General features: G+C 71.8%; 14 protein-coding genes. 11 read left to right on the top strand and 3 right to left on the bottom strand.

Annotated features, from left to right (window positions below; all coding sequences use genetic code 11):
* Positions 1-194: 194 nt before the first annotated feature.
* The 3 genes from KSO97_RS12855 to KSO97_RS18350 are packed head-to-tail and all read right to left on the bottom strand — an operon-like array spanning position 195 to position 2,583.
* Positions 195-1,280, bottom strand: coding sequence for a DUF563 domain-containing protein (locus KSO97_RS12855; RefSeq protein WP_232679491.1), 1,086 nt, complete (start codon positions 1,278-1,280; stop codon positions 195-197).
* Complete coding sequence (locus KSO97_RS12850; RefSeq protein WP_232679490.1) at positions 1,264-2,025, bottom strand: class I SAM-dependent methyltransferase; 762 nt, start codon at positions 2,023-2,025, stop codon at positions 1,264-1,266. The genes KSO97_RS12855 and KSO97_RS12850 overlap by 17 nt, the downstream gene beginning before the upstream one ends.
* A gap of 51 nt (positions 2,026-2,076) precedes the next feature.
* Positions 2,077-2,583, bottom strand: a complete 507-nt coding sequence (locus KSO97_RS18350) for a metallopeptidase family protein (RefSeq protein ID WP_232679488.1) — start codon at positions 2,581-2,583, stop codon at positions 2,077-2,079.
* 50 nt (positions 2,584-2,633) lie between these two features.
* Here KSO97_RS18350 and KSO97_RS12840 point away from each other — a divergent pair, with 50 nt between their 5' ends.
* From KSO97_RS12840 to KSO97_RS12790, 11 genes are all read left to right on the top strand, one after another.
* Positions 2,634-2,993, top strand: a complete 360-nt coding sequence (locus KSO97_RS12840) for a DUF3499 domain-containing protein (protein WP_232679486.1) — start codon at positions 2,634-2,636, stop codon at positions 2,991-2,993.
* 132 nt (positions 2,994-3,125) lie between these two features.
* On the top strand, positions 3,126-4,499 hold the full coding sequence (locus KSO97_RS12835) for a phosphomannomutase/phosphoglucomutase (protein WP_232679484.1): 1,374 nt from the start codon (positions 3,126-3,128) through the stop codon (positions 4,497-4,499).
* 112 nt (positions 4,500-4,611) lie between these two features.
* Positions 4,612-4,782, top strand: a complete 171-nt coding sequence (locus KSO97_RS12830) for a Trm112 family protein (protein ID WP_232679578.1) — start codon at positions 4,612-4,614, stop codon at positions 4,780-4,782.
* A 79-nt stretch (positions 4,783-4,861) separates the two neighbouring features.
* Positions 4,862-5,890 (top strand): SIS domain-containing protein, encoded by a 1,029-nt coding sequence (locus KSO97_RS12825; protein WP_232679482.1) that lies wholly within the window; start codon positions 4,862-4,864, stop codon positions 5,888-5,890.
* A gap of 77 nt (positions 5,891-5,967) precedes the next feature.
* Positions 5,968-7,101, top strand: coding sequence for an acyltransferase family protein (locus KSO97_RS12820; protein WP_232679480.1), 1,134 nt, complete (start codon positions 5,968-5,970; stop codon positions 7,099-7,101).
* Positions 7,102-7,140: 39 nt separating this feature from the next.
* Positions 7,141-8,076 carry a DUF808 domain-containing protein gene (locus KSO97_RS12815; RefSeq protein WP_232679478.1) on the top strand — a complete coding sequence of 312 codons (936 nt, stop codon included), beginning with the start codon at positions 7,141-7,143 and terminating at the stop codon, positions 8,074-8,076.
* A gap of 208 nt (positions 8,077-8,284) precedes the next feature.
* Positions 8,285-9,739 (top strand): adenosylhomocysteinase, encoded by a 1,455-nt coding sequence (ahcY, locus tag KSO97_RS12810; protein WP_232679476.1) that lies wholly within the window; start codon positions 8,285-8,287, stop codon positions 9,737-9,739.
* Between the two features lie 127 nt (positions 9,740-9,866).
* On the top strand, positions 9,867-10,574 hold the full coding sequence (gene mtrA, locus KSO97_RS12805; RefSeq protein WP_232679474.1) for an MtrAB system response regulator MtrA: 708 nt from the start codon (positions 9,867-9,869) through the stop codon (positions 10,572-10,574).
* Positions 10,575-10,577: 3 nt separating this feature from the next.
* Complete coding sequence (gene mtrB / locus KSO97_RS12800; RefSeq protein WP_232679473.1) at positions 10,578-12,326, top strand: MtrAB system histidine kinase MtrB; 1,749 nt, start codon at positions 10,578-10,580, stop codon at positions 12,324-12,326.
* A complete protein-coding gene (locus tag KSO97_RS12795; protein ID WP_232679471.1) occupies positions 12,323-14,161 on the top strand; it encodes a GerMN domain-containing protein in 1,839 nt (612 codons plus the stop codon). The genes mtrB and KSO97_RS12795 overlap by 4 nt, the downstream gene beginning before the upstream one ends.
* An 89-nt stretch (positions 14,162-14,250) precedes the next feature.
* The gene (locus KSO97_RS12790) at positions 14,251-15,030 is read left to right on the top strand and encodes a ComF family protein (RefSeq protein WP_232679469.1); all 780 of its coding nucleotides are present in this window, start codon (positions 14,251-14,253) and stop codon (positions 15,028-15,030) included.
* Positions 15,031-15,333 lie beyond the last annotated feature (303 nt).

The raw sequence follows: 15,333 nt of genomic DNA, 5'->3' as shown, positions 1-15,333 counted from the left end.
CACCGGGTGGGCCGGTGGTCGAGGAGGTCGCTCCGCGACCGTCACGAGACCTGGTGCTCGGGCGTCGACGTCGGCCAGCGGGGGGTTCGAGGTGCTCGCTGCGCCCGCTCCTCCACCACCACCGGGAGTGGTACTCGGCAGCTCGCTCCTCGACGACCGGGAGCGGCGGTCGGGCCGGCCGGGAGCGCTCAGGTTCAGGTTCCCCAGACTCCGAGGTTGCGTAGCACCTGCCGCAGCCGCGGTACCGGGATCGCGTGCGGCACGTACGCGCTCGCGTGGCCGCCGACGGTGTCGATGACGCGCTGGTGCGGCACCTGCACGGTGGGGGAGCGGCTGTCGCCGATCTCGATCACGCGCGTCGAGGACGGCGAGAACGCGGCCAGGTGGAGCGCCGTCCCGGCCGACCCGGCCAGCACCGACGCCTCCGCGGCCAGCCGCACTTGATCGCGCAGGGCGAGCGACTCGGGCTCGACGACGAGGAAGCCGGCGTCGCCGAAGACCCGGTCGAGCCGGTCGTCGCGCTGGGGACTCGTCCGGACCGTCGCGCCCTCGGCACGCTTGCGCGCGTTGAATCCGCGTCGTGACAAGAAGACCTTGGCGCCGTCGCCCTCCGGCTGCGAGGTCGCCGCGGCGGCGGCGATCCGGCCCCAGACCCGCCCGGCGCCCTCATGGGCCCATCCGTTGACCACGACCGAACGGTTCGGCAGCACCAGACGCTCCACCCGTCGCGGCCGCTCGTCGATCACGACGACCGGCAGGTCGCCGTAGCCCGCGAGGTCGAGCAGCTCCTGCTGCCAGGTCTGCACCCCGGCGAAGCGGCCGCTGTAGCGATGGAAGACGAGACCGTCGATCTGTCCGAGGGCCTCGCGCTCGGGCCACAGCGTCGTCACGGTCTCGGTCATGAAGTGTCCGAAGTGCCCGATCCAGTGGCCGCCGTACAGGTGGGTGCCGGTGAGCACGGGCGTGTCGTCGCGCGCGGTGGCGCGACGCGGATCGGCCTGGGCGAGCTCGTTCCCACCGAGGCCGCCGATCTTCTGGCTGGCCGGGATGAGCAGGCCGTCAGCGTCGTGGACGGCGCCGGTGATCCACCGAGTGGGTACCTGCGCGGTCCGCAGCGGCCCCTGCCGCACGCGCGTGAGAAGGGCTGAGCGCACCTCCTGCAGACGCGGCTCGGCGTCGTCGGGGTCGAGCGGGGTGTGCGGGAACGTCGGCGCGAACCACTCCACACCCTCGACCCAGCGGTCGACCTGGGCCGGGTCGGCGTCAGATGCCGAGGTCACGGCGCAGCTCGCGGCGCACCTCGCCGAAGGGTCGCAGCCCGAAGACGTCCTCCTCCAGCACCATCTGCTCGAAGCTGAGCGAGCCGACCTCGGTCACCGAGCGCTCGGTGACCTGGGCGCGACGGTGGCGCCACACGACCGTCTGGCCGTGGTTGTTGGAGATCGTGCGGTGGGTGAGGTTCGGGCAGAAGGTGTCGATGAACCACACCAACTTGTAGACGTCGCCCATCCAGGCCTCGTTGGTGTCGCCCAGCCAGGCACGCAGCCGACCGAACCGCTCCATGCTCGGGATCGAGGCGTGGTAGGTGGGAGGCACGGTGTCGTCGATGACGATGACGCCCTGCGGCTGCAGGTGGTGCAGCGCGTTCATCAGGTCGCGCAGCGTCTGTTCGAACGTGTGCAGCCCGTCGAGGTAGATCACGTCGAAGCGCTGCTTGGCGCCCGCGATCTGCGCGAAGTACTCATCGCTGGTCACCTGGTGGTACTCGGCTCCGGGGTTGGCCTTCGCCGCCGCGACGTGGTCGAAACGGAACTCGGGGTCGACGGCGACCTTCCGGGTGGCCTCGACCCGGTCGAACGTGAAGCCTTCGCAGACGCCGATCTCGAGATAGCGCGGGCTCTCGTAGAGGTCGAGCAGGCGGCGCAGCACGCCCGCGCGGCCCAGCGGCTTGGCCGCCGGGGGCTCGCCCGGCTCGGTGGAGCCGGGGGACGCGGGCGTGTCGGAGCGATCGGCCGTCTCAGTCATCGCTGCCTACGCTAACGGTCGGACGACCTCGGGGCGCCGTCGGATGCCGGCTCATCGGTCGTCCTCCTCGCCGACGCGCGGGTCGACGTCCTCGGGGTCGATGCCGAGCAACTCGGCGACCTGCTCGACCACCACGGTCAGGACGAGCGCCTCCAGTTCGCTGCGGGACGACGTCCGGTGCTCGATCGGGCGGCGGAACACCACGATGCGAGCGGGCCGCGCGCCGGCGCCGCGCACCAGGGAGGACAGCGGCACCTGCGTGTCGTCCCAGTCGTCAGGCACCTGCGGGGTGTCCTCCACGGCGTACTCGATCAAGCCGAGTCGGGTACCCCAGCGTTCCTCGATCTCGGCGACCACGGCGAGGACGAGATCGTCGAAGCGGTCGCGCGCGGTGCGGGTCTCCGGTCGTCCGGGCACGCGAGGGCGGACGCCGGGGCCGCGGAGTCCGCGCTCACGGCGATCGCGCCGTCGACGGGGCCGGGAGGGCACGACGTCGGCGGACTCATCTCCCGCAGGCGCCTGGGACGGCGTCGGGTCGTGCGGAGGGGTGGACACCACCCGGGCGAGCCTAGGCCGACTCGGGCCGATCTCCGGGTAGCGTCTGCGTCGTGAGTCTCGCCCGGCGCTGTTCGCGCACCGCCTGCGACCGCCCTGCGGTGCTGACGCTCACCTATGTCTACGCCGATCAGACCGCCGTGCTGGGTCCGTTGGCGATCTACGCCGAACCGCACGCCTACGACCTCTGCGCCGCGCACGGTGAGCGCCTGTCCGCACCGCGCGGGTGGGAGGTGCTGCGACTCGTGTCCGACGTCGACACGCGCGGGCCGTCGGAGGACGACCTGCTCGCTCTGGCCGACGCCGTCCGCGAGGCGGCACGCCCGGCGCCGGTGGAACGCCGTCCGGCGGCTGAGGAGCCGGGCCGCGAGATCGCCCGCAAGGGTCACCTCCGCGTGCTCACGACCGACTGACGCCCGCACTCGAGGGCGTTCTCCTCGGTCGGTGGGACTCCGTCCCGCCTCCCTCCTCGGCGGCACCCCTGCACGCACCGGAACGACGCCCACCTCGACAGCCCCTCCTGGCGCAACCTCTAGGGTGCACCCATGGCCGACTCGCTCGACCCCGTCAACCTCGCCGCGATCTTCAAGGCCTACGACGTGCGCGGCACGGTGCCCGACCAGCTGGATGAACAGTTGGCGCACGCGGTCGGGCGCGCGTTCGTCGATGTCGTCGGTGCGGAGTCCGTGGTCGTCGGGTACGACATGCGACCCAGCTCGCCCGGTATGGCCGGAGCGTTCGCGGACGGCGCGAGCGAGCAGGGCGCCGACGTCACGCTGATCGGCCTCGCCTCGACCGATCAACTCTACTTCGCCTCCGGGCACCTGGGCGTGCCCGGCGTGATGTTCACCGCCAGTCACAACCCCGCGCAGTACAACGGCATCAAGATGTGCCGCTCGCATGCGCAGCCGATCGGCATGGACTCCGGACTTGCCGACATCCGCGACGCGGCCGCGGCGGGGTCGTTCCGGGCGGCACGTCGCACCGGCTCGATCACCGAGCACGACGTGCTGGAGGCCTACGCCGCCCACGTCCTCTCGCTCGCGCCGGTCAGGGGGCGGCGGCTCAAGGTCGTGGTGGACGCCGGCAACGGCATGGCGGGGCACACCGCGCCCGCGGTGTTCGGCCGGTTGGGGGACCGGGTCGACCTCGTGCCGCTCTACTTCGAGCTCGACGGGACCTTCCCCCACCACGAGGCCAACCCGATCGAGGCCGCGAACCTGCGCGACCTGCAACGTGCGGTGACCGAGCAGCGAGCCGACATCGGTCTGGCGTTCGACGGCGACGCCGACCGCTGTTTCCTGGTCGACGAGCGTGGCCGCGCGGTCTCGCCGTCCACGCTCACCGCGCTGATCGCCGACCGTGAGCTGGCGCGCGATCCGGGGGCCACGGTCATCTACAACCTCATCACCAGCCGCGCCGTGCCCGAGCTGGTGCGCGAGCGGGGCGGCGTCCCCGTGCGCACGCGGGTCGGTCACTCCTTCATCAAGGCGACGATGGCCGAGACCGACGCCGTCTTCGGCGGCGAGCACAGCGGCCACTTCTACTTCCGCGACTTCTGGCGTGCCGACTCCGGCATGCTCGCGGCGCTGCACGCTCTCGCCGCCCTGGCCACTACCGAAACTCCGCTCTCGGAGGTGCTCGCACCCTACGAGCGGTACCCGCTCTCGGGAGAGATCAACTCCACGGTCGCCGACCAGGATGCGGTGCTCGCCGCCGTCGAAGCGGAGTTCGGCGGCCGTGCGGGTGTCGAGCTCGACCATCTCGACGGGCTCTCGGTCCTGCACGAGGACTGGACCTTCAACGTGCGGGCCTCCAACACCGAGCCGCTGCTGCGCCTGAACGTGGAGGGCCGGGACGAGGCGACCATGACGATGGTGCGGGACCAGGTGCTCGACCTGATCCGTGCCGATCGCTAGGCATCCCTCGCGGAGCGGACCCAACGAACCTGAACCCGGGGTCGCCGAGCGACTCCGTCACGACGACCCACCAGGCTGGAGGCCACCTGTGAACGACACGCCCACGCATCCGATCGATCCCGCCCTGCTCGAGATCATCGTCTGCCCGGACTGCCACGGCGAGCTCACGGTGGCCGCAGCCGACGACGGCGTCGAGCTGACCTGCGGTTCGTGCGGGTTGGCCTACCCGGTGCGCGACGGCATCCCCGTGCTGCTCGTCGACGAGGCGCGCCGACCGTCCTGACCGCCTCCGCGCGGCGGATCGCCACCGCCGGCGCGACGTCTGATCGCCGACAGCACCTGCGCTGAGAGGGAGTCTCCTGATGGTCTGGTTCGACGAGTCCCGGCTCGATGCCGAGGTGGCCCTGGCCACCCGCGACCTGCGGCTGCGCACGCTCGCCGAGTCCGGCGCGCGGGTGCGTCAGGAGGCCGGGGGCGTGGCCGAGGCGATCGCACTCGGCACCGCTGACGCGCAGGACGCTCGTCCGCGTGCGGTGATCGCGGCGGGGCCGGACTCGCGCCTGCTGCGCGCCGTCCTGGAGCCGTGGTGCCCCGTGCCGTTCGTGGCCTGGCCGGGCCCGGCCCTCCCCGGTTGGGCCGGCAGCCTGGATCTGGTGGTCGTGCTGGCACCGCACGGCGCCGACACCGGCGCGGCGTCCGCAGTGGCGGAGGCGGCCCGGCGCGGCTGCCAGGTGCTCGTGGCCTGTCCGGCCGGCTCGTTGGTGGCCGAGCACGCGCACGCTCGCTGGTCGACGGTGCTGCCGACCGTCACCGGCGACCAGCTTGCGACCGCCGTCGTCGTGCTCACCTACCTCAGCCGCGTCGGGCTCGGCCCCGAGACCGACGCCGATGCGGTCGCCCAGGCACTCGACGACGTCGCGATCTCCTGCTCGCCGCACCGCGACCTCGCCGTCAACCCGGCCAAGATGCTGGCGATCACGCTGGCGGACGCCAATCCGGTGATCTGGGGCGGCTCGGTGCTCGCCGCGCGCGCGGCCCGACGGGTAGCCGAGGCGATCCGCCGCGCGAGCGGACGCACCGCCTTGGCCGGCGACGCCGAGCACCTCCTGCCGGTCATCGAGGCCGCCCGCGCGCGCACCGTCTTCGACGACCCGTTCGCCGACGCCGAGGGGGTCGACCCGCGGCCCGTGCTCGTCGTGCTCGACGACGGCGCGAGCGACCCGGTCGTGCGGGAGCAGCGAGGGCGCCTCCAGGCAGCGGCGGCCGAGCGGGGCGTCCGCGTCGAGACGGTCTCCACCGAGGCCGTCTCGGAGGTCGCGCGCTACGCCTCGCTCCTGCTCACCGGCACCTATGCCGCGGAGTACCTCGGCCTCGGACTCGTCGAGGACTGATCCGTCCGGGCAGATCATCGAGCCTCCGGCCCGGAGGGGTGGTTTGCCGGCCGACCACCAGGGGACGCTGCACCCCCATGGCCTCCCGTGACCCCTGGCTCGACAACGCCAAGATGGCCCTGGTGACCCTCGTGGTCGTCGGACACGGGTGGATCCTGCTGCCCTCGGGGGCCCTCACCGACCAGTGGTACCACTTCGTCTACTTCTGGCACATGCCGGCGTTCGTCTTCGTCACCGGCTACCTCTCGCGCACGTTCGACTACAGCCGCGGGCGTCTGTGGGCACTGGTGCGCTCGGTGCTGGTGCCGTATCTGCTCTTCGAGTGCGCCCTCGTGCTCTTCCGCACCTACGTCGGCGACGAGACCATCTCCGACGTCTTCCTCGATCCGCACTGGCCCGTCTGGTACCTGGTGGCGGTGTTCTGCTGGCGGCTGATGACGCCGGTGTTCCGTGCCCTGCCGCCCGTCGTCGCGGTCGGCTCGGCTGTGGCAATCAGCCTGGCGGCCGGCTACCTGAGCTTCGAGTACGCGGTGTACTTCGACCTCGCGCGAGTGCTCGGGTTCCTGCCGTTCTTCGTGCTCGGTCTCGTCGCGACGCGGGAGCGCCTCGCGGTGCTCGAACGCTCCGCCGCGGCCGTCGTCGGTGTGGTCGTGCTCGCTACGGCCTTCGTCGCCGCGCGTTTCCTCGACGGTTGGGCCGGGCGCGACTGGCTCTACTACCGCAGCTACGACGTCGTCGACGCGAGCGGCCTCGATGCCGCGGCGACGCGCGCGAGCCTTCTGCTGATCGGGATCGCCTGTGCCTTCGCCTTCTTGACCCTCGTACCGCGCGCGGAAGGCTGGTTCACCCGGATGGGAGCGGCCACCCTCGTCGTCTACCTCTTCCACGGTTTCGCGGTGCGCGGGGCCGAGTACGCAGGTTTCGACGAGTGGGCGCAGACAGCGGTCGTCCCGGCGGCGCTGGCGATCGTCGCGGCCGGCATCGCCTGCTCGTTCCTGCTCGCGGCACCCCCGATCGCGCGGCGACTGGAGCGCGTCGCGGATCCGCTCGCCTACGCCCAGGAGCAGGCCGTGCAGGCCGTGGATCTCTCGATGGCGGTGGTCGAGCACGAGCAGGCACCCATCCGACCGCCGCTCGGTGCGACGCCTGACCACGTCGACCTGTCCGATCGCGAGAGGGTGCCGCACGGCACGAGTGCGCCGAGGCGGTAGGGAGCACTGCGAGGCGGCCGCGGTCGGTAGCCTGCCGCCATGGCTGCCGGGCTCTTCGCGCTTCTCGACGACATCGCCGCGCTCGCGAAGCTCGCGGCGGCCTCCATCGACGACGTCGGGGCAGCGGCGGGTCGTGCGAGTGTGAAGGCCGCGGGGGTCGTCGTCGACGACACCGCGGTCACGCCGCAGTACGTGCGCGGCATCGCCGCCGAGCGCGAGCTGCCGATGATCAAGCAGATCGCCGTCGGGTCGCTGCGCAACAAGCTGGTCTTCATCCTCCCGGCGGCGCTGCTGCTCAGCGAGTTCCTGCCGTGGCTGCTCACGCCAATCCTGATGATGGGCGGGGGATTCCTCGCCTACGAGGGTGCGCACAAGATCTGGGGCAGGATCGCGGGCCACGGCGGGCACGACGCGCCGGTCACCGAGCTCGGTCCCGACCACGAGAAGACGATGGTCTCCGGAGCGATCCGCACCGACCTCATCCTCTCGGCCGAGATCATGGTCATCGCACTCGACGAGGTCACCAACGAGAGCTTTCTCTCCCGCGCGATCATCCTCGCCGTCGTCGCCATCGGTATCACGGTGCTCGTCTACGGGGTGGTGGCGCTGATCGTGAAGATGGACGACGCGGGCCTCAGCCTTGCCCAGCGTTCCTCGGCACTCGCGCAGAAGACCGGTCGCGGCCTCGTCGCCGGCATGCCAAAGGTGCTCGCCGTGATCGCGGTCGTCGGCACCGCGGCCATGCTGTGGGTCGGCGGGCACATCCTGCTCGTCGGCGTCGACGATCTCGGGTGGCATGCGCCCTACGAGGCCGTGCACCATCTCGAGGGGAAGGTCCACCACGCCGTGGACGGCGTCGGCGGAGTGCTCGCCTGGCTGACCAACACCACCGCGTCGGCGCTGGTCGGGCTGCTCGTCGGCGCGGTCGTGCTCGCGGTGGTGCAGGTGCTGCCGCGGACGAAGAAGGCGCACTGAGTCTGAGTCCGCCGGTTGTCGGCGTGGCGAGCGAGATCGATGGAATCAGACTCAGGCACGAGGCGGACATCGAACGAGGTCACCGGCGTCGCCGATTGGGGCCGTGAGCAGCCGTCGGCCTACGCTCGGAGGGTCCGCGTGGGAGATCCCGACCGAGCGCGCAGATGCGCGGCGCAGACCTGACTCCCTGATCCGAGGAGACAACTTCATGGACTTCAAGGTCGCCGACCTCTCCCAGGCCGATTTCGGCCGCACCGAGATCCAGCTCGCCGAGCACGAGATGCCGGGCCTGATGGCCATGCGCGCTCGCTACGGCGACAGCAAGCCCCTCGCGGGCGCGAAGATCGCGGGCTCGCTGCACATGACGATCCAGACGGCGGTGCTGATCGAGACCCTGGTGGCTCTCGGTGCCGAGGTCCGCTGGGCCTCGTGCAACATCTTCTCCACCCAGGACCACGCCGCCGCCGCGGTCGTCGTGGGCCCGAACGGCACCGTCGACGCCCCGGCCGGCGTGCCCGTCTTCGCCTGGAAGGGCGAGACCCTCGAAGAGTACTGGTGGTGCACCCAGCAGATCCTCCAGTGGCCCGACGTCGACGGTGCTCCCCAGTTCGCGAACATGATCCTCGACGACGGCGGCGACGCCACGCTCCTCGTCCACCTCGGTCTGGACATGGAGAAGAACAACGTCGCGCCCGACCCGGCGACCGCGACGAGCGGCGAGCAGAAGATCATCTTCGAGGTGCTCCAGGCCAGCCTCGCCGAGAGCTCGGACCGCTGGACCCGCATCGCCGGTGAGATCCAAGGCGTGACCGAGGAGACCACCACGGGCGTGCACCGTCTCTACGAGATGATGAGGGAGGGCTCGCTGCTCTTCCCGGCCATCAACGTCAACGACTCGGTCACCAAGTCCAAGTTCGACAACAAGTACGGCTGCCGTCACAGCCTCGTCGACGGCCTCAACCGCGCCACCGACGTCCTGATCGGCGGCAAGGTCGCCGTCGTGTGCGGCTACGGCGACGTCGGCAAGGGCTGCGCGGAGTCGCTGCGCGGCCAGGGCGCTCGGGTGATCGTCACCGAGATCGACCCGATCTGCGCGCTCCAGGCCGCGATGGACGGCTACCAGGTCACCACGTTGGACGAGGCCCTCCCGATCGCCGACATCGTGATCACCGCGACCGGCAACAAGGACGTCATCACCGTCGACCAGATGCGCCGCCTCAAGCACCAGGCGATCATCGGCAACATCGGCCACTTCGACAACGAGATCGACATGGCCGGGCTGGAGTCCGAGGGCGTCGCGACCCGCAAGAACGTCAAGCCGCAGGTCGACGTGTGGACGTTCAACGAGGGCGAGGGCGCGGGCACCTCGATCATCGTGCTCTCCGAGGGCCGCCTGATGAACCTGGGCAACGCCACCGGTCACCCCTCCTTCGTGATGTCGAACTCCTTCACCAACCAGGTGCTGGCGCAGATCGAGCTCTTCACCAAGCAGGAGGAGTACCCGGTCGGCGTCTACGTGCTGCCCAAGCACCTCGACGAGGAGGTCGCGCGCCTCCACCTCGACTCGCTCGGCGTCAAGCTGACGACGCTGACCGACGACCAGGCCTCGTACCTCGGCATCGACGTCGCGGGCCCGTACAAGCCGGAGGCCTACCGCTACTGAGCGGCGCCGACCGGCGTCGGACCGAGGGGGCGGGCGACCTGCCCCCTGGGTCCGCTGCATTTCGGTGTGACGACGCCGCATCCGTGAGGCCCCTGACGCTCCCGGACCTGCCACTAGGATCGTGAACATGACTGAGCTGTCGAGTGACCTGGCGACGAATGGTCGCGTCCTGGTCGTCGACGACGATGCCGCGCTGGCCGAGATGCTCTCCATCGTGCTGCGGCAGGAGGGCTTCGACTCCCACACAGTCGGTCGGGGCGACCAGGCGCTGGCCGCCGTGCGCGAGTACCGCCCCGACGTCGTGCTGCTGGACCTGATGCTCCCCGGCCGGGACGGCATCGACGTATGCAAGGAGATCCGCGCAGAGTCGGGAATCCCGATCGTGATGCTCACGGCCAAGGGGGACACCGTCGACATCGTCGTCGGGCTGGAGTCCGGTGCCGACGACTACGTGGTCAAGCCGTTCAAGCCCAAGGAGCTCGTCGCCCGCATCAGGGCGCGGGTGCGACGTCGCGAGGGCAACACCCACCAGGAGCAGATCAACGTCGGCGACCTCGAGATCGACGTCGCCGGGCACTCCGTGTCCCGCGCGGGCGAGCCGATCAACCTCACGCCGCTCGAGTTCGACCTCCTGCTCTGCCTGGCGCGTCAGCCGTGGCAGGTCTTCACGCGCGAGATGCTGCTGGAGAAGGTCTGGGGCTACCGGCACGCCGCCGACACGCGTTTGGTCAACGTGCACGTACAGCGCCTGCGCTCCAAGGTCGAGCACGACCCCGAGCATCCCGAGATCGTGCTGACGGTGCGCGGCGTCGGCTACAAGGCCGGCAAGCAGTAGGTCGTGGTGCGGGTCCTGCCGGTGCCGGTCGCCGTTCGTCGGGGCCTGACGTTCTGGCGTCGGTCGACCCAGGCGCGTGTCGTCGTCAGCATCCTGCTGCTCTCGGGCGTGGTGATCACCGGCGTCGGGCTGCTGCTCCTCCAGCAGATCCGTGACGGCCTCCTCGAACACCGCGTCGACGCGGTCGTCGCCGAGGCGGCCAGCGAGACCGACGACGCTCGGGTGCGGCTCGCGGCCGCCTCCGGAACCGAGGTCGACGCCGCCCGGCAGGTGCGAGAGCTGGCGGATCCGATCATCTCGCGCGGCGACACCCGTGGCTACGGCGTCGTGCTTGCCGGCCCGGTCGACGACGACCTGCCGCTGGGGAGCGGCCTTGCTGCCTCGACCAGCGGTCTCGATCTTGCGGCGAGCATCCCCGCGCGGCTGGAGGAGCGGCTGGCCCAGGCCGCACCCGGTGCGGTGTGGACTTACACCAGCATCGTCACCGAGCGCGGCGAGGAGCGCACCAGCGAGCCGGGCATCGCCGTCGGGTCGCGCATCACACTCCCCGCGGACGGCCGCACGTACGCGCTCTACTACCTGTTCCCGCTGGAGGAGGAGGGCGAGACGCTCGCTCTGGTCACCCGGGCGCTGCTCACCGCCGCGGCGCTGCTGCTCGTACTCGTCGCGGCGCTGACCTGGCTCGTCATCCGGCAGGTGGTCACGCCGATCCGGATGGCCCGGCGGGTCGCCGAACGACTGGCCGCGGGGCGGCTGCAGGAGCGGTTGCGGGTCAGTGGGGAGGACGACATGGCCCGCCTGGCGACGTCGTTCAACCAGATGGCGTCCAACCTCCAACGCCAGATCCGTCAGCTCGAGGAGCTGAGCCGCGTGCAGCGCCGGTTCGTCTCCGACGTCTCCCACGAGCTCCGCACCCCCCTGACGACGGTGCGGATGGCCGGCGACGTGCTCCACGACGCGCGCGTCGGCTTCGACCCCGCCACCGCGCGGGCCGCAGAACTGCTGCAGACCGAGCTCGATCGCTTCGAGGTGCTGCTCAGTGACCTGCTCGAGATCAGTCGGTTCGACGCCGGCGCCGCCGTCCTGGACCTGGACGACGTCAACCTCGGCGACGTCGTGCGACGCGTCGTCGAGCAGACGACCGCGCTCGCCGAGCAGCGCGGTGTCCGGGTCGCCGTCCTGGACGACGGCCGACCCTGCCTGGCCGAGGCCGACGTGCGCCGTGTGGAGCGGATCGTGCGCAACCTGGTGACCAACGCGATCGATCACGCCGCGGTCGACGGGCGTGACCCCGGCATCGTCGTCCACCTCGCCAGCGACGACGCCGCCGCCGCGGTCGCGGTCCGCGACTACGGCGTGGGCCTGGAGCCGGGGGAGTCGGCGATGGTGTTCAACCGCTTCTGGCGTGCCGACCCCGCTCGAGCGCGCACCAGCGGAGGCACCGGCCTCGGCCTCTCCATCGCGATGGAGGACACCTTGCTGCACGGCGGGTGGCTACAGGCCTGGGGGCGACCTGGCGACGGTGCGCAGTTCAGACTCACGCTTCCGCGCCATGTTCGCCACCCGGTGCGTCGCAGTCCCCTCCCGCTGCAACCGGCCGACGCCGTGTCGCGCGAGGGCGACGGCGCGGACCAGCAGGGTGTCCCCGTGGGACGGTCGCCGGGATCGCCACCGGACTCGTCCCATGCGCCGGGGTCGCCGAACCGTGACACGCGCGCCGCCTCCGGGCCGACCGCAGGGGGTGCCCGATGAGGGGCGGACGTCGTCTCGTTCGGGCGCGTCGCGCGCTCGTGGTGCTCCTGGTCGTGCCGGTGCTCGCGGCCTGTGCGGGCCTCCCCGAGTCCGGTCCGGTGGTCGAGGCCGACGCCGACTCCCAGGCCGCCGATGCCGAGGCGTTCGATCTCACCGCCCTCCCGCCCGTCAGCGGTGCGAGCCCGGTGGAGATCGTGCGCGGCTTCCTCGATGCGATGACCGCCTCGCCCCTGCGCGTCGACGTCGCCCGCCAGTACCTCGCCGCCACGGCCGCGCAGGAGTGGGCGCCCGAGACGACCACCATCACCTACGCCGACAAGCTGCCGCCGCAGCAGGAGTCCAGCCTACGTGTCTCGGTGCGGCTGGCCGAGGCCGAGCTGCTCGACCGGGCCGGTGCGTGGCGTGGCCGGCTGCCAGCGCCACGTCAGACCCTGCGCTTCGACCTGACCGTCGAGAACGGCGAGTACCGGATCGTCAACCCGCCCAATGCGCTCGTCGTCCCGGATGCCTGGTTCGCCCAGCGGTTCCAGCAGGCCTCGCTCTACTTCTTCGATCCCTCGGGATCGGTCCTGGTACCCGAGCCGGTCTACGTGCCGCGCGGCGACCAGCGCGCGACGTCGTTGATCAGCGGTCTCCTGGCGGGCCCGGGATCGGCGTTGGCCGACGTCGTCAGTACGGCGATCCCGGCGGGGCTGAGCCAGGGCCTCTCGGTGCCGGTCTCGGCGGACGGCGTCGCCGACCTCTCGCTGGCCGGACCCGCGGTTCCGCCGAACCAGTCCACCGTCGATCGGATGCTGGCGCAGCTGGTGTGGACGCTGCGTCAGGATCCGCGGATCAAGGCGCTGCAGCTGACCATCGGCGACCAGGTGGTGCGCGACGCGTCGGGAGCCACGGCGTTCCCGGTCGCCGAGAGCGGGCGGTACGTGCCGGCCGGCATCGGGGGACCGGGAGATCTCTACGGCCTCGCGCGTGGGCGGCTCGTGCTCCTCCCGGGCGGGCAGCCCGAGCCTCGGCCGACGTCGGGGCCGTTCGGAGCCGGACGGGCCGGCCTCCGCGACGTGGCGGTCGATCTCGACGGGGTCCGCGCCGCCGGAGTCGGCGTCGCCGGAGATCGGGTCCTGGTGGCGGGGGTGGGTCGACCGATCGACGTCACCGGTGGTGGGGACGGCGCGACGCCGCCCGGCGCGGCCGATCCGGGCGATGAGGTGGTCCCGGTGCTCACCGGCGGCACCGACCTGCTCGCACCGGTCTGGGATGCGATGGGACGGGTGTGGGTGGTGGACCGCACGGCCGCCGGAGCCGTGGTGTGGTGCATCGTGCCCGACCCGAGCGGGGTGCCGCGACGTGTGCGCCGGGTCGAGGTTCCCGGCGTGACCGCCGCCGAGGTGGTGCGTTTCCTCGTCTCGCCCGACGGCACCCGTTTCGTCGCGGTCGTGCGCGGCGAGGACAGCGACCGGATCCGCGCGGGGAGGGTCGAGGTCGACCAACGCGGACGGATCGCGTCGGTCACTCCGACCGTGGAGATCGACACCGGACGAGCGACGTTGCGGCGCATCGTCGACGTCGCGTGGCACTCGGCCACCACGATCGCGGTGCTTGCCCCGGTGGTGCCGGCGGAGGTCGTCGAGGTGCACACCGTCTCGGTCGACGGTGCGCCCGCGGGCATCGACTCGCTCGCCGCCACGGTCTCGCGGCCCCTGACCGGGCTCGCCGGGGGAGTCGCGCTCGGCCAGCCGACGTGGGGACTGACGCGCACCGGGAGCGTCGACCTGGCGACCAGCCGGGAACTGAGCTTCGGCGTCCTCGTCACCGCCGTCGCCTACCGTGGCGGATAGAGCCTCCCCGAGCGGCAGGCCGGCCGTCCCTCCACAGCGTCGTGCCGGTGCGGGGCCGTCGTCGCCGGGGTGCGTGGTGCCATGACCTCGTGATCGGCTCCGACCGTGCCCACCTGGCTGCCACGACCGACGACGCACGATGGCTGCGGGCCGCGGCGTCCGACGTCTTGCTCGGCGGTGCCTGCGTCGGCTGCCTGAGGCCGGGCCTGGTGCTGTGCACGGCGTGTCGCCGCTCGCTCCCGGGCGGCGGGTACGTCGTCGAGACCCGGGACGCCTCGGGTCCGCGCGTGCCCGTGGTGGCCGCGGCACCCTACGAGGGTGTGGTCCGCGAGGCGATCGTGGGCCACAAGGAGCGGAGGCTGCTCGGGCTTCGCCCGCCGTTGGGCGCGTTGCTCGCCGGGGCCGTCGAGGCGATCGTGGAGGTGCTGGCGATCGAGGACGCCAGCGCGCCGGCGCCCATCCTTCTGGTTCCGGTGCCCTCGCATCCGGCCTCGGTGCGAGCGCGCGGTCACGATCCCGTGGCAGCGCTGACCCGCCGCGCGTGTGCGTCGCTCCTCACCGCGACGGACCGACGCGCCGAGGTCGCGCCGCTCCTGCGGACGCGCACCGGCGCCGCCGACCAGGCCGGCCTGGACGCCGTCGGGCGGGCCGAGAACCAGGTGCACGCAATGGCGGCCCGCAACCGGGAGCTGCGCCGGTGGGCGCGGCGCGGTGTCACTGCCCACGTCGTCGTCTGCGACGACGTCGTGACGACCGGCAGCACCGCACGGGAGGCCGAGCGAGCGCTGGCGAGCATCGGGGTGAGGGTGGCCGGCGTGGCCACCATCGCGGCCACGCCCCGCGGGAGGACGCCGTCCGCCCTACGGTGATGACGACGCGAGGCACCCGATCGTGGGCCCGGATCTCGGCCACGGCTCAGGCCGGTTCCGGTGCGCGCGCCTTCTCGGCGAAAGTTCAGGAACGGAGGTTCCCCGGTGCCGACGGACCGACTAACGTCTCTGCATGGAGTCCGCCCGGGTCCGTGGTTGCGCCGTCCCGGGGGCAGCCCTGGGGTGGCAAGCCGATGCCAGTCGCAGGCGAAACGGCCCACGTAACCCGTCGGTTCGGTCCTCGGACCGAACCTGGGGATCACGGTGCGGCTTAGAAGTAAGTCCTGCCTCGTCCCGACCGTC

Origin of the sequence: Nocardioides sp. R-C-SC26, from assembly GCF_021246465.1 — a bacterium.
In the GTDB taxonomy this organism is placed as follows: Bacteria; Actinomycetota; Actinomycetes; order Propionibacteriales; family Nocardioidaceae; genus Nocardioides.
The sequence above is the reverse complement of the archived record's forward strand: the minus strand, read 5'-3'. Positions and strand labels throughout refer to the sequence as shown.